Here is a 21,986-nt window from a genome sequence, read left to right on the forward strand (position 1 = left end):
CCGTTTTTGGCCGCTGCTTCGTTGACAGTGCACCCTCGTCGCGCCAGAACAATTCTCAGAACTGACGAGAGGACACTTTCATGAAAAAGGTATACGGCTCGGCCGCGGAAGCGCTGGATGGCCTTCTGACCGACGACATGCTGATCGCCGCAGGTGGTTTTGGCCTGTGTGGCATCCCCGAACTTCTTCTGGACGCCATCAAGGAAAGCGGTGTGAAGGATCTGACCTTTGCGTCGAACAATGCGGGCGTGGATGATTTCGGCATCGGCATCCTCTTGCAGACCAAACAGGTGCGGAAGATGATTTCGTCCTATGTGGGCGAAAACGCCGAGTTCATGCGCCAGTATCTTTCAGGTGAGCTGGAGCTGGAGTTTAACCCACAGGGCACCCTGGCCGAACGCATGCGCGCCGCCGGGCACGGCATCCCCGGGTTTTACACCAAAACCGGCGTGGGCACCGTGATTGCCGAGGGCAAGGAACACAAGGACTTCCCGACCGGTCCGAATGGCGAGATGGAAACCTATATCATGGAAGAAGGCATTTTTGCCGACCTCTCCATCGTAAAAGCCTGGAAAGCGGATGAAACCGGCAACCTGGTGTTCCGCAAAACCGCCCGCAACTTCAACCCGCCCGCCGCCATGTGTGGTAAGGTCTGTGTGGTTGAAGTGGAAGAGATCGTGCCGACCGGCTCGCTTGATCCTGACGCGATCCACCTGCCGGGCATCTACGTGCACCGCCTGATCCAGGGCGAGCACGAGAAGCGCATCGAACAGCGCACCACGCGCGCCGCATAAGCGGCATTGGCAGCCTGAGGCGATCATGACCAAATCCACCCCGACATCCCCCTATCAAGGGCGACCCTCGCGCAGTTTCTGGCGCGGCGGGGTGGTGAAGGCGGACGCCTATCCTCCGTCAGACCTGTTTGAACCGAAGTTTCCGGTGGATCGCGAGATGAAGATCTTCACCGCCGGGAGCTGCTTTGCCCAGCATGTGGGCCGGGTGCTGCGTGAAAACGGGTTCAACGTGCTCGATGGCGAACCCGCCCCGGACGGCATGCCGATCGAACTGGCGCAAAAACACGGCTATCGGATCTATTCCGGGCGCTATGGCAATGTGTATACCGTGCGCCAGATGCGCCAGCTGCTGGCTGAGGCGCAAGGGGCGTTCTCTCCGGCGGAACCGGTCTGGGAGAAAGACGGGCGGTTTCACGATGCCCAGCGCCCCAATGTGGATCCACGCGGATTGCCTTCGCCCGATCTGGTGATGCGCGCCCGGGCGCAGCATCTGGCGATTGTGCTGGACATGTTGCGCGAGGCGGATTTGATGGTCTTCACCCTTGGCCTCACCGAGGCGTGGGAACATATCGAGACCGGCACGATCTACCCCACCGCCCCGGGCACCATTGCCGGTGAGTTTGACCCCGCGATTTACCGCTTCAAAAACTTCCGCGCCCGCGAGGTCCACGACGATTTCCTGGCCCTTCGGGACGCGCTGAAAAAGATCAATCCGGGACTGAAGTTTCTGCTGACCGTGTCCCCGGTGCCGCTCACCGCCACGGCAAGCGATCAGCATGTGCTGGCCGCCAGCACCTATTCCAAATCAGTGCTGCGCAGCGTCGCCGGAGAGCTGGCGATGGATTTTGACGATGTGGACTATTTCCCCTCTTTTGAAATCATCTCGTCCCATCCGGCCCCCAAAAGCTTTTTTGAAGAGAACCTGCGATCCGTCGCCCCGGAAGGCGTGGCGCGGGTGATGCGCCTGTTCCTGACCAGCCATGGGGTAGAGGTGTCGGACGATGCGCCCGAGACCGAAGAAGAGAAAACCGCCCGCATTCGTGCCATCCGGCAGGCCCGTCGTGCGCGGCGCCAAAAAGCCGCCCAGGGCAATGAAGATGACGTGGTCTGTGAAGAGGCCTTGTTGGAGGCGTTTTCCAAATGAGCGCCAAATCCACCAAAAAAGCACACCCCCCCGCTCCGGTATCGGTTCTGGTCATCGGCAGCTCGCATGTCGGCGCCCCGCGCACCGCAAAGGACAGTTTCCAAGCCCTTTACCCTGAGATCGAACTGAGCTTTTTTGCCGCGCCGGGGACCTCATTCACGCGGGGGCGGCTCGACAAGAACAATGTCTTTATCCCCAAAGTGTTCAGCGACCGGGATACGGACACCGTGGTCCAGATCAATGGAACGGACCGCGTGTCTCTGGATGCGTTTGACCATGTCCTGATCATCGGCCATCGCCCGCATTTGCTCGATCTGTGCGGTTTGGGCGGGGATGACAACACGACCTATGGCCTGCTGGACCAAGGAGAGGATGGGGCGCAGTTCCTGTCGCGCGAACTGGTTGAGGAGTGGCTGGATCATCTCCTTGATCCCTGGGTCGGAAAGATGGCCAGTATCTTTGGCAAGCGGGACGGTCTGTGTTTCACCGACGCCCCGCATCGCTCGATCTCGATGCTTGAAATCAAGGACCAGAAAAAAGAAGCCAGGATGTTCGACAGATTCCAAGCGATCCCCTTTCTGGCCGATCTGATGCAGATCTACGACCAGAAGATCACCGAAAAACTGGCGGCCCATGGCTATGGGTTCTTCAGCCAGCCGGACCATACAATCGCAACCCCCTTTGCCACGGTTGCCACCTATTGCCATGGCGGCAAGGACGGGGCGGGCAACGCCTCCCCCCCCGATCATCGCCACATGAACCCGGCCTTTGGGCTGGAACTGCTGACAACATACGCAACAACACAGCTTGGCCTGCCTGACCGGGCTGGACACGATTAATCAAGGAAGGAAACATCATGGCTTGGGACCGCAATCAAATGGCCGCCCGCGCGGCACAGGAACTGCAGGATGGCTGGTATGTGAACCTCGGCATCGGCATTCCGACGCTGGTGTCAAACTACATCCCCGAGGGGGTTGAGGTGACACTGCAATCAGAAAACGGCATGCTGGGCATGGGCCCCTTCCCGACCGAGGACGAGATTGACGCCGACCTGATCAACGCGGGCAAGCAGACCATCACCGAACTGCCGCAAACCGCCTATTTCGACAGCTCGATGAGCTTTGGCATGATCCGTGGCGGCAAGATTGCCATGGCAATCCTGGGCGCGATGGAAGTGGCGGAAAACGGCGATCTGGCCAACTGGATGATCCCCGGCAAGCTTGTCAAAGGCATGGGCGGCGCGATGGATCTGGTCGCCGGCGTTGGCCGCGTGGTGGTTGTGATGGATCACACCAACAAACACGGCGACAGCAAGGTGCTGAAGGAATGCACCCTGCCGCTCACCGGTCAGAAAGTGGTTGACCGTATCATCACCAACCTTGGCGTGATGGACGTGGTTGAGGGCGGGTTGAAAATCGTTGAATGCGCCGATGGCGTGACCGAAGACGAGCTGCGCGCCGCCACACAGGCGACCATCGTCAACTAAACTACCATCCATCCGGATCACGAAAGGCCTCCCGTTTTCGGGGGGCCTTTTGCGTCACAGCCCCCGGATCACGGGATCGTTTTCGGTACAGATTTGAAACAGACCCACAACAATGCTCTATTGAGAGGATCCAGAGAACGAGATGTGGATCAAACACCATGAAACGACCTCTTGTCGCCTGCCTCATTGCCCTGTCCACCCTGTTGGTCACCCCAGCGGTCGGATTTACCATTCAGGGCAACAAGGGCGGTGGGCTGACTGCCGAACCGATCGCCAGTTTTGATCGCCCCTGGGCGATGACGTTCATTGATCAGGACTGGCTGCTGGTCACCACCAAACCCGGCAAGCTCTGGCTGGTCGGAACGGATGGGCGGAAGCAAGAGGTTCAGGGCCTGCCCGAACCGATGGTCGGCGGGCAAGGCGGGTTGGGCGACGTGGTGCTGCACCCGAAGTTTGACCAAAACAGCCTTGTCTATATCTCGTTGGTTCTGCCGGGCGACACGCGCCGCACCCGCCGTGCCACCGTGCTGCGCGGCAAGCTGACCCTGGGCGACACATCGAAATTGACCGATCTGCAGGTGATCTGGACCCAGACCCCGGCCCGGCCCGGCAAGGGTCATTTCTCGCACCGGATTGTCTTTGGCCCCAAGGGAAAACTCTTTATCACCTCGGGTGACCGTCAGGAACAGACCCCGGCCCAGCGCTGGGACATGGCGCTTGGCAAGATCATCCGCCTGAACGATGACGGCACAGTGCCGGGGGACAACCCGTTTCAGGACAAGGGCGAACTTGCCAAAAGCTTTTGGACCACGGGCCATCGCAACGCATTGGGGATCGCCTTTGACGCGCAGGGTCGGCTTTGGGCGCATGAGATGGGGCCGCGCCATGGCGATGAGCTCAACCTGATCGAACCGGGCCGCAATTATGGCTGGCCGATTGTGTCGGATGGCGACAATTACAGCGGCAAACCCATCCCTGATCACGCCACCCGGCCCGATTTCGAAGCGCCGAAAATATCATGGGTGCCCAGCATCGCGCCCTCGGGCCTGGTAATCTATTCGGGTGAGGTGTTCCCCGACTGGCAGGGCGATGCGCTGATCGGCGGGCTGGTCAGCCGCGCCCTGATCCGCGTGGATTTGTCAGGCTCCAGCGCGCGCGAAGCCGAACGGTTTGAGTGGCGCAAACGCGTGCGCGAGGTGGAACAAGGCCCCAAAGGTCATCTGTGGGTGTTGGAAGATGGCGGCAAGGGGCGGCTGTTGAAGCTCTCTCCCTTCCAGAACTAAAGGACGATGGCCGCCACAGACCTCTGTCATGCGGGAGACCGCCTTGCCGAAGCCCATTACCGCCAAAAAGTGAATAATCCCTCGCCAAATTCCCCATTGTTTCATAATCTCGCCGCATTCTCCTGCCAGATAAGCGGCAATGACAATGAGCAGTACAGATACCTCTTCGCCGGTCGTTTCACCGGACACCCCTGCCCCTTCGCGTCGCCTGCGTGACGTTCTGGTGCTGGCGGGGCTGTTTGGCCTTGTGCTGGTTGGGCTGATCGGCCTGGCCGCCGCGACCGGATGGGAAGAGACGCGCGCCCAGATTGCCAAGCTTTCGATGTGGCAGATCCTGTTCCTTCTGGTCCTCAGCCTTGTGAACTACCTCTTCCGCGGCCTGCGCTGGCACGTCTTTGCCCGCCGCCTTGGTCTGCCCACGGGGCTGATGCAGGACCTGCGCCATTTTCTGGGCGGCTTTGCGATGTCTGTCACACCGGGCCGCGTGGGCGAACTTGTCCGTATGCGCTGGCTGAAACGCGAAACGGGCTGGAATTTCGAGCGCACCGCACCCCTCGTGCTGGTCGACCGCGCCTCCGACCTGACCGCGATGGCGGTGATCCTGGCCCTTGCCCTGTCCTTTTCCATGAAAGGCATCGCGGGCGGTGTGCCGGTTGTGATCCTCGCCCTGATCGCAGGGTTTGTCGCCACGCGCCCCGTGTTGCTGGCAGGCTTTGCCACGCTGGGCCACCGCATCACCGGACGGTTTGCACGCCTGTGGGTTCGCATCCGCCGCGCCGCGAAATCACTTTCGGCCTTCACCTCGCCCACCCTGATGACCGGAGCCGCCATTTTGGGCGTGATCGGCTGGATCGCCGAAGGCTATGCGTTTCACCTGCTTCTGGTCTGGCTTGGCTCCGACATCGGCTTCGCCACGGCGGTCGCCATCTTCGTCTTTTCCACCCTCGCAGGCGGCCTGACTGGCGCGCCGGGCGGCGTCGGCGGGGCCGAGGCCGCGATGATCGCGCTTTTGGCGCTGGAAGGCGTCCCGCTGGAGGTCTCCGTGCCTGCCACCGCCATCATCCGCGTGACAACGCTTTGGTTTGCCATCGGCATCGGGATGCTGATTTTCCCCGTCGCCGAACGCCATTCGCTCAAGACAAGAAAGACAACGACATGAGCTGGAAAACATCTGACTATGCAGGCTGGGGTCGTGTTCTGTCCGCAACCGGAGAGCTCGCCCGCCCGGAGCGTGCCCGCGCGCTGGCTGAGATCACCAAATCCGGCGGGCCTGCGCTTGGCAATCGCCGCTCCTATGGCGATGCACCGCTAAATTCTGACGGCCGCGCCATCGACATGACCCGTATGAACCGGGTGATCGGTTTTGACGCTGAAACAGGCCACGTCACGGTTGAAGCCGGCATCACCATTGGCGAGCTGGCCCATATCTTTGCCCCGCAAGGCTGGATCCCCGCCGTCATGCCCGGCACCGGGTTCGCCACCGTGGGCGGCTGTATCGCACAGGATGTGCATGGCAAAAACCACCACAACTCCGGCAGCTTCGGCCAGCATGTGACATCGCTCACCCTGATCCAAAACGGCAAACGCGTGGTGGCCACCCCCACCAAGAACAAGGCGCTGTTTCGCGCCACGATGGGCGGCATCGGCCAGACCGGTGTGATTGCCGAAGCAACCTTGCAGATGAAACCCTGCCCCGGCGACGTGATGATGGTCACCGAACAACGCGCCGAAAACTGGGACCGTCACGTGGCCCTTCTGGATGCCTCCACGGCGAGCTACTCCGTCGGCTGGATTGACGCCACCGCCAAAGGGGCCGCCCTGGGCCGTGGCATCGTCGAAGAAGCAGAGCTTGCCAAAGGGCTGCTGCCCAAGCCGAAATCGCCCAAATCCGTGCCGCGTGACGCGCCGAACTGGGCGCTCTCTGGCCCGATTGTGAAAGGGTTCAACGCCGCCTATTACCGCCGCGTGCCCACATCCGGCAAAAGCACAGTGAAGCGCATTGATGAGTTCTTTTTCCCGCTCGACAAGATCCATGACTGGAACCGTCTTTACGGCAAACGTGGGTTTTATCAGTTCCAGAACGTGGTGCCGCTTGCTGAGGTGGACGCGCTGCGCGGGATGCTCGAAAAGATCGCGGGCGCAGGCCTCGCCTCGCCCCTCGCCGTGTTGAAACGCATGGGCGACGGGCGCGCGGGCCATATGTCTTTCCCGATGGAAGGCTACACGCTGGCGGTGGATTTCCCTGCCCGTGACGCGGCCCGCGACCTGATCACCGAGCTTGAGAAGATGACCGTGGACGCGGGCGGGCGCCTGTATCTTGCCAAAGACGCGCTGGCCACCGGTGCGGCGATCAAGGCGATGTATCCCGAACATGGCGACTGGGCCGCGATTGCCGACAAATATGACCCGGACCGGCGGCTGGAAACCGATATGACCCGCCGCCTGACCCTGAGGGACGCGACATGAAAGACACCGTGACCGCCGCCCCGCACCCTGACCAGACGAGCCCCACCATGACCCAACCAAATACGGATCAGACCTGGATCATCCTCGGCGCGACCTCCTCAATGGCGCGCGCCTTTGCCCGCAAACTGGCCGACCAGGGTGCCTTTGTGCTGCTGGCCGGGCGCGATATGGAAGATCTGGAGCGCAGCGCCACCGATATGCGCGCGCGCGGCCTGCATGCCGAAGCGATCAAATTTGATGCACGTGATCCGAAAAGCTTCCCCGCGATCATTGACCGGGCCAGCGCGGTCACCGGGGTGATCAACGCCGCGGTCTTCGTGGGATCCATGCCGCCGCAAAGCGCCATTGACGACGATCCTGCCCTGATTGACGGCACGGTGATGGACAGCTTCACCGGCCCGGCCCGCTTCCTGCAACTGCTGGCCCCTGTCATGGAAACCCGTGGCGCGGGCACCGTGGTGGGGGTGGGGTCCGTGGCGGGCGACCGTGGGCGCATTGGCAATTATGTCTACGGCGCGGCCAAGGCGGGGTTTGCCACCTATCTGTCGGGGCTTCGCAACCGGCTCACCCGCGCGGGCGGCCATGTGGTCACCGTGAAACCCGGCTTTGTCGACACGGCGATGACATGGGACGTGGAAGGCATGTTCCTGGTCGCCTCGCCCGACAAGGTCGCGGGCGATATCCTGAACGCGGTCGAGAAGAAGAAAAACGTGATCTACACGCCGTTTTTCTGGCGCTATATCATGCTGATCATCCGCCACATTCCAGAGTTCATTTTCAAGAAAATGTCGATCTGATCGGACGGGGGAAAGGGGCGCTGCCCCTCGCCTCTCCGAGGCACACCCCGAGGTATTTTTAGCAAGAGGAAGGGCAGACTGTCTTTTCCTCTTGCCATAAATACCTTCGCCGAAGGCAAGGAATCTGCCGAGCAAAGCGAGGCCACCGCCGCGCGCGTTCCAGCTCTGCAAGAGCGCAGACCGGGCGCGGCCCGCTACCCCCGCCTCAGCCCAGCCCCATCCACTTCTGCCACAGCCCGGCCGCATAAAACATAATCGAGATCGACATAAGCATCAGGCCAATCCCCCGCTTGTCCTTCATCGCAAAGACAATCGGGTCGTGATCCTGTTTGCCGTACCAACCAAGCCGCACCATGCGGATCATCCACAGGGCCATCGGGATCTCGGCCACCCAGATCAGCCACTGTGTTTTGTAAAGGCCAATCGCCTGATCGGTGTAGGAATAAAGGAAGAACGCCACCAGCGCCGCGATGACGCCCAAGGACGCCACGTTCAAAAGGTCGGGCCGGTCCGCACGGCCATAGCCACGCCCGGGTAGACGCTCGTCCGACGTGGCGAGCGTCAGTTCGGTCAGCCGTTTCACACAGCCCAGCGCCAGGAACACCGGGAAGATGAAGACCAGCAGATACCCGGTCACGTAAATCCCGGTGGCCGCAGCGCCTGCGACCACGCGCAGCGTATAAAGGCTCGCCAAAACCGCGATGTCGATCCAGCGCATCCGTTTCAGTTTCAGCGAATAGGCCAACGACAGCACCATGTAGAAGGCCACCACGCCAAGGAAGGCCGGCGACAGCGCCGCCCCCAGCCCAAGGGCCACCGCGGCCAGACCAAAGAACGCGGCCATCCCCACCTGGATCGGCACCGCCCCGGACGCGAAGGGGCGCTTGCATTTCTTCACATGCAACCGGTCGGCCTCCAGATCCAAGAGGTCATTGACCAGGTAGATCGACGAGGCGGCAGCGGAAAAGCTGATGATGCCCAGTACGGCGAGCAGGATGGTCGAGAGCGAGAAATCATGAGCGGCGATCAGCGGCAGGAACAAAAGGATGTTCTTGACCCATTGATGGGGCCGAAAGCTCTTGATCAGGTCCCTGGTGGTCCAGCCCCCGTCGAGTTCCAGCACATCCTTGCCCGCATCGCGCATTTCCGCCGCAGATGTGCTGTCCCCCACCACAACGGCCCGATCGGCCCGGCGCCAGATCGGCCGATCGACCGGCGCATTGCCCGCGTAGTCGAACCCGCCCTCGCCAAAGACCTCAACCAGCGCCTCGGCCTTGGCATTGCCTTTCAGATTGTTGCGCCCCTGCGTGGCGAAAACCCGGTCCGACAGGCCGTGATGTTCTGCCAGCGGTTTGACCAGCGAAATGTCCGAAGCCGACGCCAGCACCACCTCGCGCCCGTCCTCCTGCGCCTCTGCCACCAGCGCCTTTGCCGGTTCAGATACTGGCAGCAGATCCACCCGCAACGGGGCAATCTCGGCCAGCCTGGCCTTCAGGGTTGCCGGATCGCGAAAATGTCGAAACGAGGCGCGCAGGGTGGCGATGGGATCGCGCCCAAGCCCCGCCCAGAAACATTCAAACAGCATGTCGGTCCTGAGGAATGTGCCATCCACATCCAGCACCAGGGGGTTCTTCGACATTCTCAAGATCCTTTCACTGAAAAAACGCACCCGTCACTGAGCAATTCCGGCGGGGTCTGGCACAATCCGCGCGCCACACGCCAGGCGGCCAACACCTTGGGGATATAGGCGCGGGTTTCGGCATAGGGGGGCACCCCCCCATTTTCCGTCACCGCGTTTTCACCGGCGTTATACCCGGCCATCGCCAGGATCGGGTCATTGTCAAAATGCTGCATCAACCAGGTCAAATAGGCCACGCCGCCCTTGATGTTTTGCGCGGGGTCGGTTGGATCAGACACGCCAAAGCGCGCGGCGGTGTCAGGGATCAATTGCATCACGCCCTGTGCGCCCGCAGAACTGATCGCGTCTGCCCGCCCGCCGCTTTCCACCGCGATCAGGGCCAAAACCCAGGCCGGGGACACATTTGTCCCCACCGTGGCCTTCAAAATGTCGATCCCATGCGTGGCAGCAATGTTTTGCAGGTGCTGCAACCTGGGTGCGGCCAACCCGTCGCGGGCGTCCAGTGCCGCCAGGGCCTTTTGCATGTTTCCCGGTCCGCTTTTGTCAAGCTTGGGCGACACGGTGGTCCAGAACCATTCATACCCGCTGGGGGCAAGAGGCGCGTCCTTCGCGGCGATCCCCTCTGGCACCGCGGGCGCGGGCGGGGCCAATAGGCGTGCCTGCTCTTCGGGATCGATTTGCACGGTGATGCGCTTGCCGCCCGTTTTTGGTACACCGATTTTCTTGAAGGTGAACTCTGGAAACGGTGGCGGTGTGGTTTTCGCGGGTGGATCCGCTGCGTACAGGATACCCGTGTGCCCGCCACCGGTCACCATCAGCCCCACAAGGGCCGATATCAGGGCTCTCTTCGCCACATACCGCATCTTCAGCAACACTGCTCTCTGGCTGCCTGGCCCGTTTTCATATTGCAACGGGCCCTATGGTTCGGGATTGATCCCGGGTTTCTTTTAAGGATTTGTCGCAAATCATGGGCAAAAAGACCAGAAATTCCTGCAGAAATTGCGGTAAATTTGTCGTCTCACTTGATGAAAATCCAGTACATCTTAATTTTTCTCACTTTTATTTTCCATTATTTTCAGTCAGTTACGTATTTTTTGCGGCAAAAAATTAAGATCCTCAAAAAGGAACGAAACCTGCCCAACTCTTGCCCCATTCAAAGGGCTAATTACTACCCATGCCGAGCGGCACTGAGGATCGAAACAAAGGTGGTTCACAGGGTTGCGCTTGGAAAACAACGTGACTGAGACACCTTTAGGAAGGACAAGACAATGAAACTCTTCAACCTGATCAACAAGTTTAAAGCTGACGAAGATGGTGCCGTGACCGTGGACTGGGTCGTGCTGACCGCAGCGATCGTGGGCCTGGGCCTGGCTGTTCTGAGCTCGGTTTCCGACGGGACCAACGTTCTGGCTGACCGGATCTCATCGACCCTGAGCACCATGACCATCATGTCCCACTAAGGGTTTCATGACCCAACTGACACTATTCATTCAAGGAACCAAGACAATGAAACTCTTCAACCTGATCAACAAATTCAAATCTGACGAAGATGGCGCCGTGACCGTGGACTGGGTCGTGCTGACCGCTGCCATCGTGGGCCTGGGCCTGGCTGTTCTGAGCTCGGTTTCCGATGGGACCAACGTTCTGGCGGACCGGATCTCATCGACCCTGAGCACCATGACCATCATGTCCCACTAAGGGCCAGATCTGACGGATCCGGAAAACCGCGCCCCATGGGCGCGGTTTTTCATTTGCACCGCCCCCTTTCCGCGCCTTGTTCAAACTGTCATATGACGGGCTGACCATCAAAAAGCCGACATCAGAATTTGAATTGTTTCTTCTTCAATCGGTAATTTGGAAACATTTCACCTTCTGTCCATAATATTGCCCTAATCGTTGTGCACGATCAGGGTCAGATTTTGAACCGCGCGCAGTTGCGCCCGTGTTGTGAAAGGAAATCCCATGCGTGCCGTATTTGGATTGGTACTGGTTTTCGGGGTCGCCCTGGCGGGCTTCGCCGTCTATCTGGCCCGCGACTATATCGGGGTCTATCAGGCCCAGCTTGAAGCAGAACGGGCCGCCGCCGCCGCCCATGTTCCCACTGTGGAGGTTTTCGTCTCGACCGTTCCCCTGCGCTATGGGCAGCGGATCACCGAAGAAACCGTTCGCGCAGTTCGCTGGCCCGAAAATGCCATCCCCGAAGGCACGTTTACCGCGCTCGCGGACCTGTTCCCGGAGGGCAAAGAACCCTATCGCACCGTGACACGTGCCATGGAAAAGGACGAAGCCCTGATGCAGGTCAAACTGACCGAACCGGGTCAGGATGCCGGTGTCAGCGCCCGCCTGTCCGCCGGCATGCGCGCCTTTGCCATCCGCGTTGACGTGACCTCCGGTGTGTCCGGCTTCTTGCGCCCCGGCGACCGGGTGGATGTCTATTGGACGGGCCGCATGCCCACGGCTGGCGGCGATGAACGCGAGGTGACCAAGCTGATCGAAGCGTCGATCCCGCTGATCGCAGTGGACCAAACCGCCGACAGCGATCGCAGCTCCCCCACCATTGCGCGCACCGTGACCATCGAAGCGACACCGCGCCAGGTGGCGGCTCTTGCCCAGGCACAATCCTCGGGCAAACTGTCCCTTTCGCTGGTTGGGGTTCGGGATGAAACCGTCTCTGGCACAGTTGAAATTGGCCAGAACGAGCTTTTGGGCGTCGTGGATGCCCCGCAGGAAGTGGCGCAGAAAACCTGCACAATCCGCACCCGCCGTGGCGCAGAGATTGTCGAAGTTCCAGTGGCTTGCCCAACGCAGTAAGCCCGGCGCCGCTTGGGACAGGCGCCGCTTTGGAGCGGATCAAACTCAGCAAACGGGGCCCGCGCGGCCCCGTATTTGTTGCGACCACACCACATGGGGTGAGGCGCTTAAGGTATTGATTCTTGCAAAAAAGCAAAATCTGGCGCATGGTCGCAATCAATTGGGCAAAATGATCCGGAATAAACGGGCTGCCCCAGCGATCGAACAGGCAATGGTCGCGACAAGAATGGGGACGAAAACACCCCAAAAAACAGAGGCGTGATCGAAAAGGCAGGATCACATGAAAATTGATAGACTAATGAAAGCGGCCCTTGTGGGGGTTGCACTCGGGACAGCAAGTCTTCCGACCGGGTCCATGGCTGAAACCTTGCGCGTGATGAGCGGCGCAACCTCTTCGGCATTGAATGTTTCGATGAACCGGGCGGTTGTGGTGGAAAGCGACACCCCGTTTGCGGAATTGTCGATTGCCAACCCAGGCATCGCGGACATCTCGACCCTGTCGGATCGCACCATCTATGTGCTCGGCAAGGCCCCGGGGCGCACCACACTGACCCTTCTGGGCGGTGACGGGCGCCTGATCACCAATGTCGAGGTCCGGGTCGCCCCGGATATCGCCGAGTTCAAGGAACGGCTTCGTCAGATCCTGCCCGGTGAACATATCGAGGTGCGCACCGCCAATGACGGGATTGTCCTGTCTGGGACCGTCAGTTCAATTGGCCGGATGGACCGCGCATTGGATCTTGCCGAACGCTATGCCCCGGAACGTGTTTCCAACCTGATGACCGTGGGCGGCACCCAGCAGGTGATGTTGAAGGTGCGTTTCGCTGAAATGCAACGCTCGGTCCGCAAGGCGCTGTCCAGTTCGCTTGCGATCAATGGCGGCACCAATCTGGGTGTGAACACGGAAACCGGGACATGGCTGGATGGCACGAACGCCTTGGGCAACGAGTCGATCTCGGTGCCCTCTGACAAGGAAGGCGCGATTGCGCTTGGCTTCAACGCTGGATCGTTCCAGGTTGGCATCCTTCTGGAAGCCCTTGAAACCAAAGGTGTTGTGCGCACGTTGGCAGAACCCAACCTGACCGCCCTTTCGGGGCAGGAGGCCAGTTTCCTGGCGGGCGGAGAATATCCGGTTCCGATCAGTTCAGATGGCGATGTCACCGTCAGCTACAAGCCGTTTGGTGTGGAAATGACCTTCACACCGCGGGTTTTGTCCGGTGACGTGATCAACCTTGATATCAAGACGGCGGTTTCGGGCATTGACCCGACCACCAGCGTGAACACCGGCAACGGCCTGTCCGTGTCGGCCTTCCGCCGCCGCGAAGCTTCGACCGTGGTCGAGATGCGCGATGGCGAAAGCTTTGCCATCGCCGGGCTCATCGAAGATGATTTCCGTGACCTGTCGGGCCAGGTGCCCTGGTTGGGGGATATTCCGGTGCTGGGATCGCTGTTTCGTTCGGCGGAATATGAGCGCCAGCAATCAGAGCTGGTGGTGATCATCACCGCCCATCTGGTCACCCCGACCCGGGGCGAAGCCCTGGCCCTGCCCACGGACCGGATCAAACCGCCTTCGGAAAAAGATCTGTTCCTCTTTGGCAAAACCGCTGCCCCGAACCGCCCGACCAAGGGCGCGGCAGGCGAAGTGGCCAAACAGGATTTCTCGGGCTCTTATGGCTATGTGATGGAGGACTGATCCATGAAAACCTCCGTAGTGACAACCAAACTCAAGCCCCTTCTGGCCGCAAGTTCCGTTCTGGCTTTGCTGGCCGCCTGTGGAGATGGCTATCAGGGGGTTGTGTCCGGCTCTGCCGGGGATTTCCTTGATGAGGGCTATTTCGGATCGCCCACCGCGCATAACACCGGGGTGCATAACGGCGATATCAACTGGGTTATCGATCTGGCGAAACGGTTCGGGCAGGAGGTGCCGGACACGGTGAACTTTGCCTTCAACAGCGCCCGGCTTGACGCAAATTCGCGCGCGATCCTGACCGAACAGGCCCGTTGGATTGCCCAATTCCCCGAAGTGCGGTTCCGCGTCTTTGGCCATACCGATCTGGTCGGCTCCAGCGCCTATAACAAACGTCTGGGCTTGCGCCGTGCGCGGGCGGTGGTGAACTACCTGGTGTCTCAGGGCATCAGCCGGTCCCGCCTGGAAGCCGTGGTCAGCTATGGCGAAACCCGGCCGCTGATTCAGACCGAGACACGCGAAGCGCGCAACCGTCGCACCGTCACCGAAGTGTCCGGTTTCGTGGGGCGTCACCCCACTGTGCTGGAAGGCAAATATGCCGAGGTCATTCAGCGCGAATATGTGGAAAGCGCGGTTCCGATCCCTGAACTGACCCAGGAAGGGGTCTCGGGCAGCGCGGTAGAATAAGCGCCGTTAACGGAAATGAAATGAATGGGGCGTGGCCGGTGGTCACGCCCTTTTCGGTTGAACACAGCCCGTTGCGCGGGCGCTCTCAAGCCCAGCCTCACAACCGCAGTCTAACCATCTGTTATTGATGCGCTTTTCACCCAACTCCCTTCTTTTTCACCTGTTCCGCATTTCGAAACAGCCCTCCCCCTGCCCCCGTATCGTCGCGAAATGACGAATAATTACGGTTTTTTAGCCCCAATCTTGCCAAGATTGCCTGTCACAAAATCAGGGAACTGGAGCAGTGCGCGCCAACGATTTCGAATCGCGCACGGTCCTGTGCGATGTCCGCCAGAAGAAGCGCGCGCAGCTGGACCGTTTTTTGGAAGGAACAAAGGCAATGAGTAGCAGTGTTGCGATACAGCCTGATGCCGCCCCGATCGTCGCCTGCACGATCTCTCGGGACGTGCAGAATTTCGACCTGTTGATTGAGGATATGGAAACCGAACTGGGCGAAGCCTGGGGGGACCTGTCCATTGATGACGCCGTCGCCTTTTTTGGTCAGCCCGAAGCCGATACGTTGGAATTTGTCGCCATCGCCATTGATGACGACGATGAAGAAAACCTGTCAAAGGTTGCGATGACGGTTAAGACCGCCGTCGAAAAGGGCATCAAGGTGATTGTGATCGCCGAAGAGGTCAGCCCAATTGCCCTGCATCAGCTGTTGAAAATGGGGGCGGCTGAATTTGTCCCCTACCCGCTTCCCGAAGGCGCGTTGCATGATGTGATCGAACGGCTGCGCACCCCACCGCCGACCTTTCCGGTCGCGGGCGATGCGGATGCCGCGATAAAACCCAAGGGCGACCGTGAAGGGGTGATCCTGGCGGTGCATGGCCTGGCGGGGGGCACCGGTGCCACCACACTGGCCGTCAACCTGGCCTGGGAACTGACCATGGTCGACAAAGACCGCGCCCCGCGCGTCTGCCTGTTGGACCTGGACCTGCAATTCGGGTCGACCTCAACCTATCTGGACCTGCCGCGCCGCGACACCGTGTACGAACTTTTGTCCGACACCGAAGCGATGGATCGCGACAGCTTTATGCAGGCGCTTTTGACCTTCAATGATCGGTTGCAGGTCCTCACGGCCCCCAATGACATGCTGCCGCTGGATCTGTTGACCAGTGAAGATGTCGAGCGTCTGATCGACATGGCGCGCTGCAATTTCGATTACGTGGTGATCGATATGCCCTCTACCGTAGTGCAGTGGACGGAAACGGTGCTGCAAGCCGCACATGTGTATTTCACCACGCTGGAATTGGACATGCGCTCGGCCCAAAATGCCCTCAGGATGATCAAAGCGCTCAAAAGCGAGGATCTGCCGGTCAACAAGCTGCGCCATATCCTGAACCGCGCGCCGAAGTTCACCGATCTGTCGGGCAAATCCCGTGTGAAACGCCTGGCGGAAAGCCTTGATATCAATATCGAAGTTCAACTTCCCGATGGGTTGAAAGCGGTTGTACAGGCGGGTGACCACGGTGTGCCACTTGCAGAAGGGGCCGCCAAGAACCCGCTTCGACGCGAAATCCAGAAACTCGCCAAATCCGTGCATGAGGTGAACCAGGACGCAGTAGCGGCCAATTGATCCGGAGGTCAGAATGTTTTCACGATACAAAAAACAAAGCCCCCGCCCGCCCAAGGCAGAAGGTGTGCCGAACCTGCAGGCTGTCCCCGGCGGCAAAACCGAAGGGGCCGTCGCCGACCTCGCCACGCCGCGCGCCCAGCGCAAACCGGCAGCCGAAAAGGTCTCCGCCCGTGCGGCCCCCCTGGACAAGGAGCGCAAGCGCAAGGAGCGCCTGTCGGAAATCAAGGTCGAGCTGCACAAAGAGTTGCTCGACAACCTGAACCTGTCGGCGCTGGAGCAGGCGTCGGAAAAGGAATTGCGTCAGGAAATCACCGCGATCACCTCGGAGTTTCTGGAAGACAAAAGTGTGGTTTTGAACCGCGACGAACGGGTGGCGCTCAACCAGGAACTTTATGACGAAGTCACCGGGCTTGGCCCGCTGGAAACCCTGCTGAAAGACGATGACGTGAACGATATCCTCGTCAACGGACCGCAACAGATCTTTGTGGAACGGGCGGGCAAGCTGGAACTGACCGACATCACCTTCAAGGACGAACGCCACCTGATGCGGATCATCGACAAGATCGTGTCCGCCGTTGGGCGGCGTGTCGATGAATCAAACCCGCATGTGGACGCCCGTCTGGCCGACGGGTCACGTTTCAACGCGATGGTGCCGCCGATTGCGGTGGATGGCTCTCTGGTGTCGATCCGGAAGTTCAAAAAAGACAAGCTGGGCATTGACGAGCTGGTGAATTTCGGCGCGTTTTCCGAAGAAATGGCCGCCTATCTTCAGGCCGCCGTGGCCTGCCGGTTGAACATCATCGTCTCAGGCGGGACCGGCTCTGGTAAAACCACCACGCTGAACGCCTTGTCGAGCTTTATCGACAACTCGGAACGGATCCTGACGATCGAGGACACTGCGGAACTTCAACTGCAACAGACCCATGTGGGACGCATGGAAAGCCGCCCCGCCAACGTCGAGGGCAAAGGCGCGGTCAGCCAGCGCGACTGTCTGAAAAACGCCCTGCGGATGCGCCCGGACCGGATCATCGTCGGCGAAACCCGCGGCGAGGAAGTGATCGACATGTTGCAGGCCATGAACACCGGCCACGACGGGTCGATGACCACAATTCACGCCAACTCGGCGCGCGATGGTGTGTCGCGTCTGGAAAACATGGTCGCCATGGCCGGGATCGAAATGCCGCTGAAGGCGGTGCGCTCGCAAATTGCCTCGGCTGTGCACCTGATCGTACAGGCCTCGCGCCTGCAGGACGGGTCGCGCCGCATGGTGTCGATCACCGAAATCACCGGCATGGAAGGCGAAGTGATCTCGATGCAAGAAGTGTTCCGCTATGAACGCCTGGGGCTGGAGCCCGACGGCAAGATCATCGGCCGCTTCAATGCCACCGGGGTGCGGTCGCATTATTCGGACCGGTTCCGCCAATGGGGTTACGACCTGCCCGCCACGATTTTCGAACCGATCATCTGATCAGGACAGCCAAAGGAAACTCCCATGTCCATCTCACCGGAACTTCTGATTTATGGCCTGATCTTCGGCGCGGTCCTTTTGCTGGTCGAAAGCATCTATTTGGCTGTTTTTGGCAAATCGATCAGCCTGAACAGCCGCGTCAATCGCCGCCTGGACCTTCTGGACAAAGGCGCGCGGCGCGAAGAGGTGTTGGAACAGCTTCGCAAGGAGATGAGCCAGCACATGAAAGCCAAGGGCTTTCCGCTTTATTCCATCCTTGCGCTGAAAGCCCAAAAGGCCGCCATCGCCTTTTCGCCACCCCAGCTGTTTGCGCTGATGGGGGTGCTGGCTGCGGTGGCTTATGTGGGGCTGACCGTCGGCACCGGCGCGGAAACCCCGGTGCGCATCGCGGTCTCGATCGCGATGGGGATTGGCGGCGTTTACCTGTGGATCGACAACAAGGCCAAGAAACGCATGTCGATGATGGAAGAACAATTGCCCGACGCGGTGGAACTGATGGTGCGCTCTTTGCGCGTCGGCCACCCGTTCACCTCGGCCATCCAGATCGTCGCCAAGGAAGTGCCCGATCCGCTGGGCACTGAGATTGGCATGATCTCGGACGAGGCTTCTTATGGCCGCGATGTGGGCGAAAGCCTGAAAGCGATGGCTGAGCGGCTCGATATGCAGGATCTGCGCTTTCTTGCCGTGGCCGTGACCATTCAACAGCAATCCGGTGGTAACCTGGCCGAAATTCTGGACGGTCTGGCCAAGGTGATCCGCTCGCGCTTCAAACTGTTTCGACGGGTGAAGGCGATCACCGCGGAAAGCAAATGGTCTGGGATGTTCCTGTCGATCTTCCCGATCGGTGCGCTGGTCATGATCAATGTGGTCCAGCCCGATTATTATAACGACGTGAAGGAAACCGCCTATTTCATCCCGGCCTGCCTGGTCGTGGCCGGGTTCCTGATCGCCAACATCTTCGTGATGAAGATGCTTGTGAACATCAAGGTGTAAGCCCATGGAAGTTCTGAACCAAATCCTGGTAGACAAGTTTGGCCCGATGGGCCCGCTGATCGCGGTGGGGGGGCTTGGCTTTCTCTTGATGCTGATCGCGGTCCCGATCCTGTTCAAAAAAGAAGCCGACCCGCTGGACAAGCTGCGCGACACCCGGCGCAATTCCGGCGGGGATGAACGCCAGGCCCTGCGGATCCAGGGCGGCGGGGACAAGCTTGAAAAATACTCGGCCTTTCTGGAACCCCAGAACGAAGAAGAATACTCCGCCATCCAGCTGAAACTGCTTCAGGCGGGCTATCCCGGCAAAAATGCCGTCCGCACCTTTCACTTTGCGCAATTTGCGCTGGGGATCGGCCTTTTGTTGTTCGGCGTGGTGATTGTGTTTCTGAAATCACAAAACCCGACGGTCGAACTGACCACAACAAACAAGGTCATGTGGATCCTTGGCCCAGGTATCGCGGGCTATATGCTGCCGAAATACTGGATCACCCGCCGCCTGGAAACGCGCAAAGAAGAAATCACCAACGGGTTTCCCGATGCGCTCGACATGATGCTGGTCTGCGTCGAGGCCGGTCAGTCGCTGGATCAGGCCATCATCCGCGTGTCACATGAAATCCGCGCGGGTTATCCTGCCCTGGCAGATGAATTTGAAATTGTCAGCCAGGAAATCAAGGCCGGCAAGGACCGGGTGCAGGTGTTGCGCGACATGTCGGAACGCGCAGGCGTGACCGATGTGGCCAGTTTCGTGACCGTGCTGATCCAATCCGCCACCTTCGGCACCTCGATCGCCGAAGCGCTGCGTGTCTTTTCTGCCGAAATGCGGGACAAACGCGTGATGCGGGCGGAAGAAAAGGCAAACACCTTGCCCACGAAGATGACACTCGCCACTATGATGCTGACCGTGCCGCCGCTTCTGATTATTTTGCTGGGGCCGTCCGTCTACAACGTGGTGCAGACCCTGTCGAAGATCAGCTTCTGATCGGCGCGGGGCCGCCCCCCGCAAGGAGAACGAGGGTGACGCAACTTCGCCCCATGATCATGATCCTGCCCCTGATAACCGCACTTGCCGGTTGTCAGGGGTCTTCGTCTTTTGACCCAAACACCGCGGACACCCCCTATGCCCCAAAGGGGATAAAACGCGGGGCGGACAGCGTGGATGGGCTGATTGTCGGCCATCGCCTGATGACGGCGGGCGAATATGAACTGGCGCTCAAGGCCTATACCCGCTCGGCGGCAGATCACGGCATCACCGTGGATGTGTTGTCGGCCATCGGTTCGGCCAACCTGAAACTGGGCCGTCTGGGCCAGGCTGAAAAGCAATTGCGCCAGGCGGTCGATATGGACGAACGCTTTGTTCCCGCCTGGAACAATCTGGGGGTCGTCTTGATGGAGAAAGGCGAAATCCCCGAAGCGGCCCGCGTCTTCCGCCTCGCTTTCGGGCTGGATAGTGGCCAATCTGCCGATATTCGCGAGAATTTGCGCTTGGCTATCGCCAGATTGGAAAACCCCGACTATGATTTTGTGAATGAGGACAACTTCGCGCTGATGCGTCGGGGGCAAGGGGATTACCTGCTCCTGTCGACACTTTAGAGCCCGCAAAGGGCCAAAAGCGCGCGTATTGAGCAGTAGAGGACGCCAGAGCATGCGCCAACAATTTCTTTTGACCTTGTGTCTGGGCAGCGCACTTGCGCTTTCCGCCTGCCAGAAACCCGGCAATTCCTCGGAAGAGGTGGACCGGACCCTGGCCGACCTGAACGTGATCGACGAAAGCAACCTCAGTGACATCATGCTGACGGTTGGCGATCCGAAAGAAGCGGTGGCCTATTTCACCCGCGCCACCAAGGACCAGCCCGATCGGGTTGACCTGCAACGGGGGCTGGCCAAATCCCTGATCCGCGCCAAGCAACCCACCCAGGCCGTCCCTGTCTGGAAAAAAGTCGTCTCCATGTCCGGCGCGACCAATGATGACCGGGTTGGGCTGGCCGATGCGCTGATCCGTTCGGGCAATTGGGGACAGGCCGAGATCGAGCTTGATAAAGTGCCGCCGACCCATGAGACCTATAAACGCTACCGGCTGGAAGCCATGGTGGCCGACAGCAAGAAGGAATGGAAAAAGGCCGACAGTTTCTATGAAACCGCCATGGGCCTGTCGACCAAACCCTCTTCGGTCCTGAACAACTGGGGCTATTCCAAGCTGACCCGCGCCGATTACAAAGGCGCCGAGCAGCTGTTTTCAGATGCGCTGAACTATGACCCCACCATGTTCACCGCCAAGAACAACCTGGTTCTGGCCCGCGCGGCACAGCGCAAATATGATCTGCCGATCGTCGATCTGACCCAGGTCGAACGCGCACAACTGTTGCACACGATGGCCCTGTCGGCGATCAAACAGGGCGACGTGTCGATTGGCAAAGGTCTTCTGAACGAAGCGATCAACACCCATCCGCAGCATTTCGAGGCCGCCGTGCGCGCACTTCAGGCGCTCGACAACAACGTGTCCAATGGCTGATCCGGTCATCGCCGCCGCATTGACCGTGCAATCCGCGACCACCTCACTTTGGTTCCTGCCCTTCGCGGCCCCGATCTGTATCTGGGCCGCGCTAAGTGACCTGAAGCGGATGAAAATTCCGAACAAGGCCGTGATGGCGCTGGTTGGGGTCTTTGCGATCATAGGCCTGATCGCCCTGCCCCTCGCGGACTATCCCTGGCGCTATTTGCATCTGGTCGTGGTGCTGGTGATCGGCTTTGTCTTCAATATTGCCGGCGCTTTCGGGGCCGGAGATGCCAAATTTGCCGCCGCCATGGCACCGTTCATCGCCCTGGGCGATGTGTATCTCTTTTGTATGATGTTCGCCGCTACGCTTCTGATTGGCTTTGCCCTGCATCGCATTGCCCGCGCCATCCCCGCCGTGCGCCGCGCCACACCCAATTGGGAAAGCTGGCAGCGCAAGGATTTCCCGATGGGCCTCTGTTTGGGCACCAGCCTGATCCTCTATCTGGCCGTGGGGGCACTCTACGGCGCCTAAGGCCGGTAAGACGCGGATCCCAAAAGACGCCTCAAAACAAAAGCCCCGCGCAAAACGCGGGGCTTTTTCATGTTTTTCATGTCT

22 protein-coding genes are annotated in these 21,986 nt (G+C 59.8%); 20 read left to right on the forward strand and 2 right to left on the reverse strand.

All coding sequences use genetic code 11. From position 1 onward, the window contains the following. The first annotated feature begins 80 nt into the window (after positions 1–80). The 8 genes from ACP15V_RS01030 to ACP15V_RS01065 all read left to right on the forward strand — a co-directional run bounded on the left by ACP15V_RS01030 (position 81) and on the right by ACP15V_RS01065 (position 7,970). The gene (locus tag ACP15V_RS01030; protein WP_424941825.1) at positions 81–794 is read left to right on the forward strand and encodes a CoA transferase subunit A; all 714 of its coding nucleotides are present in this window, start codon (positions 81–83) and stop codon (positions 792–794) included. A gap of 25 nt (positions 795–819) precedes the next feature. Then, a complete protein-coding gene (locus tag ACP15V_RS01035) occupies positions 820–1,938 on the forward strand; it encodes a GSCFA domain-containing protein (protein ID WP_424941826.1) in 1,119 nt (372 codons plus the stop codon). Then, positions 1,935–2,777, forward strand: a complete 843-nt coding sequence (locus tag ACP15V_RS01040) for a hypothetical protein (RefSeq protein WP_424941827.1) — start codon at positions 1,935–1,937, stop codon at positions 2,775–2,777. The genes ACP15V_RS01035 and ACP15V_RS01040 overlap by 4 nt, the downstream gene beginning before the upstream one ends. Before the next feature lie 17 nt (positions 2,778–2,794). After that, the gene (locus tag ACP15V_RS01045) at positions 2,795–3,424 is read left to right on the forward strand and encodes a 3-oxoacid CoA-transferase subunit B (RefSeq protein ID WP_424941828.1); all 630 of its coding nucleotides are present in this window, start codon (positions 2,795–2,797) and stop codon (positions 3,422–3,424) included. Between the two features lie 158 nt (positions 3,425–3,582). Further along, positions 3,583–4,707 (forward strand): PQQ-dependent sugar dehydrogenase, encoded by a 1,125-nt coding sequence (locus ACP15V_RS01050; protein WP_424941829.1) that lies wholly within the window; start codon positions 3,583–3,585, stop codon positions 4,705–4,707. 145 nt (positions 4,708–4,852) lie between these two features. Further along, a complete protein-coding gene (locus tag ACP15V_RS01055; protein ID WP_424941830.1) occupies positions 4,853–5,866 on the forward strand; it encodes a lysylphosphatidylglycerol synthase transmembrane domain-containing protein in 1,014 nt (337 codons plus the stop codon). Beyond that, positions 5,863–7,173 (forward strand): FAD-binding protein, encoded by a 1,311-nt coding sequence (locus ACP15V_RS01060; RefSeq protein WP_424941831.1) that lies wholly within the window; start codon positions 5,863–5,865, stop codon positions 7,171–7,173. The genes ACP15V_RS01055 and ACP15V_RS01060 overlap by 4 nt, the downstream gene beginning before the upstream one ends. Positions 7,174–7,220: 47 nt before the next feature. Then, positions 7,221–7,970 carry an SDR family NAD(P)-dependent oxidoreductase gene (locus tag ACP15V_RS01065; protein ID WP_424942703.1) on the forward strand — a complete coding sequence of 250 codons (750 nt, stop codon included), beginning with the start codon at positions 7,221–7,223 and terminating at the stop codon, positions 7,968–7,970. A 205-nt stretch (positions 7,971–8,175) separates the two neighbouring features. Here ACP15V_RS01065 and ACP15V_RS01070 read toward each other — a convergent pair whose 3' ends face one another. Both ACP15V_RS01070 and ACP15V_RS01075 read right to left on the reverse strand, forming a co-directional pair. Then, positions 8,176–9,609 (reverse strand): UbiA family prenyltransferase, encoded by a 1,434-nt coding sequence (locus ACP15V_RS01070; protein WP_424941832.1) that lies wholly within the window; start codon positions 9,607–9,609, stop codon positions 8,176–8,178. A gap of 2 nt (positions 9,610–9,611) precedes the next feature. Then, positions 9,612–10,472 (reverse strand): lytic transglycosylase domain-containing protein, encoded by an 861-nt coding sequence (locus ACP15V_RS01075; RefSeq protein ID WP_424942704.1) that lies wholly within the window; start codon positions 10,470–10,472, stop codon positions 9,612–9,614. 405 nt (positions 10,473–10,877) lie between these two features. Here ACP15V_RS01075 and ACP15V_RS01080 point away from each other — a divergent pair, with 405 nt between their 5' ends. The 12 genes from ACP15V_RS01080 (at position 10,878) to ACP15V_RS01135 (ending at position 21,902) form a co-directional block, all read left to right on the forward strand. Next, on the forward strand, positions 10,878–11,069 hold the full coding sequence (locus ACP15V_RS01080) for a Flp family type IVb pilin (protein ID WP_424941833.1): 192 nt from the start codon (positions 10,878–10,880) through the stop codon (positions 11,067–11,069). A 46-nt stretch (positions 11,070–11,115) separates the two neighbouring features. After that, complete coding sequence (locus ACP15V_RS01085; RefSeq protein ID WP_424941834.1) at positions 11,116–11,307, forward strand: hypothetical protein; 192 nt, start codon at positions 11,116–11,118, stop codon at positions 11,305–11,307. 264 nt (positions 11,308–11,571) lie between these two features. Next, a complete protein-coding gene (cpaB, locus tag ACP15V_RS01090; RefSeq protein WP_424941835.1) occupies positions 11,572–12,420 on the forward strand; it encodes a Flp pilus assembly protein CpaB in 849 nt (282 codons plus the stop codon). A 280-nt stretch (positions 12,421–12,700) separates the two neighbouring features. Continuing rightward, a complete protein-coding gene (locus tag ACP15V_RS01095; RefSeq protein ID WP_424941836.1) occupies positions 12,701–14,113 on the forward strand; it encodes a type II and III secretion system protein family protein in 1,413 nt (470 codons plus the stop codon). A 3-nt stretch (positions 14,114–14,116) separates the two neighbouring features. Continuing rightward, positions 14,117–14,794: an OmpA family protein gene (locus ACP15V_RS01100; protein WP_424941837.1), complete on the forward strand. Its 678-nt coding sequence runs from the start codon at positions 14,117–14,119 to the stop codon at positions 14,792–14,794. A 379-nt stretch (positions 14,795–15,173) separates the two neighbouring features. Then, a complete protein-coding gene (locus ACP15V_RS01105) occupies positions 15,174–16,415 on the forward strand; it encodes an AAA family ATPase (RefSeq protein ID WP_424941838.1) in 1,242 nt (413 codons plus the stop codon). A gap of 13 nt (positions 16,416–16,428) precedes the next feature. After that, on the forward strand, positions 16,429–17,883 hold the full coding sequence (locus ACP15V_RS01110) for a CpaF family protein (protein ID WP_424941839.1): 1,455 nt from the start codon (positions 16,429–16,431) through the stop codon (positions 17,881–17,883). A 24-nt stretch (positions 17,884–17,907) separates the two neighbouring features. Next, complete coding sequence (locus tag ACP15V_RS01115; RefSeq protein WP_424941840.1) at positions 17,908–18,876, forward strand: type II secretion system F family protein; 969 nt, start codon at positions 17,908–17,910, stop codon at positions 18,874–18,876. 4 nt (positions 18,877–18,880) lie between these two features. Then, positions 18,881–19,855 carry a type II secretion system F family protein gene (locus ACP15V_RS01120; RefSeq protein WP_424941841.1) on the forward strand — a complete coding sequence of 325 codons (975 nt, stop codon included), beginning with the start codon at positions 18,881–18,883 and terminating at the stop codon, positions 19,853–19,855. A 35-nt stretch (positions 19,856–19,890) separates the two neighbouring features. After that, positions 19,891–20,466 (forward strand): tetratricopeptide repeat protein, encoded by a 576-nt coding sequence (locus tag ACP15V_RS01125; protein ID WP_424941842.1) that lies wholly within the window; start codon positions 19,891–19,893, stop codon positions 20,464–20,466. A 52-nt stretch (positions 20,467–20,518) separates the two neighbouring features. Continuing rightward, positions 20,519–21,385 (forward strand): tetratricopeptide repeat protein, encoded by an 867-nt coding sequence (locus tag ACP15V_RS01130; RefSeq protein WP_424941843.1) that lies wholly within the window; start codon positions 20,519–20,521, stop codon positions 21,383–21,385. Next, positions 21,378–21,902: an A24 family peptidase gene (locus tag ACP15V_RS01135; protein WP_424941844.1), complete on the forward strand. Its 525-nt coding sequence runs from the start codon at positions 21,378–21,380 to the stop codon at positions 21,900–21,902. The genes ACP15V_RS01130 and ACP15V_RS01135 overlap by 8 nt, the downstream gene beginning before the upstream one ends. The last annotated feature ends 84 nt before the right edge of the window (positions 21,903–21,986 follow it).

The sequence above is a fragment of the Aliiroseovarius crassostreae genome (genome assembly GCF_049803815.1).
GTDB lineage: Bacteria > Pseudomonadota > Alphaproteobacteria > Rhodobacterales > Rhodobacteraceae > Aliiroseovarius > Aliiroseovarius crassostreae_A.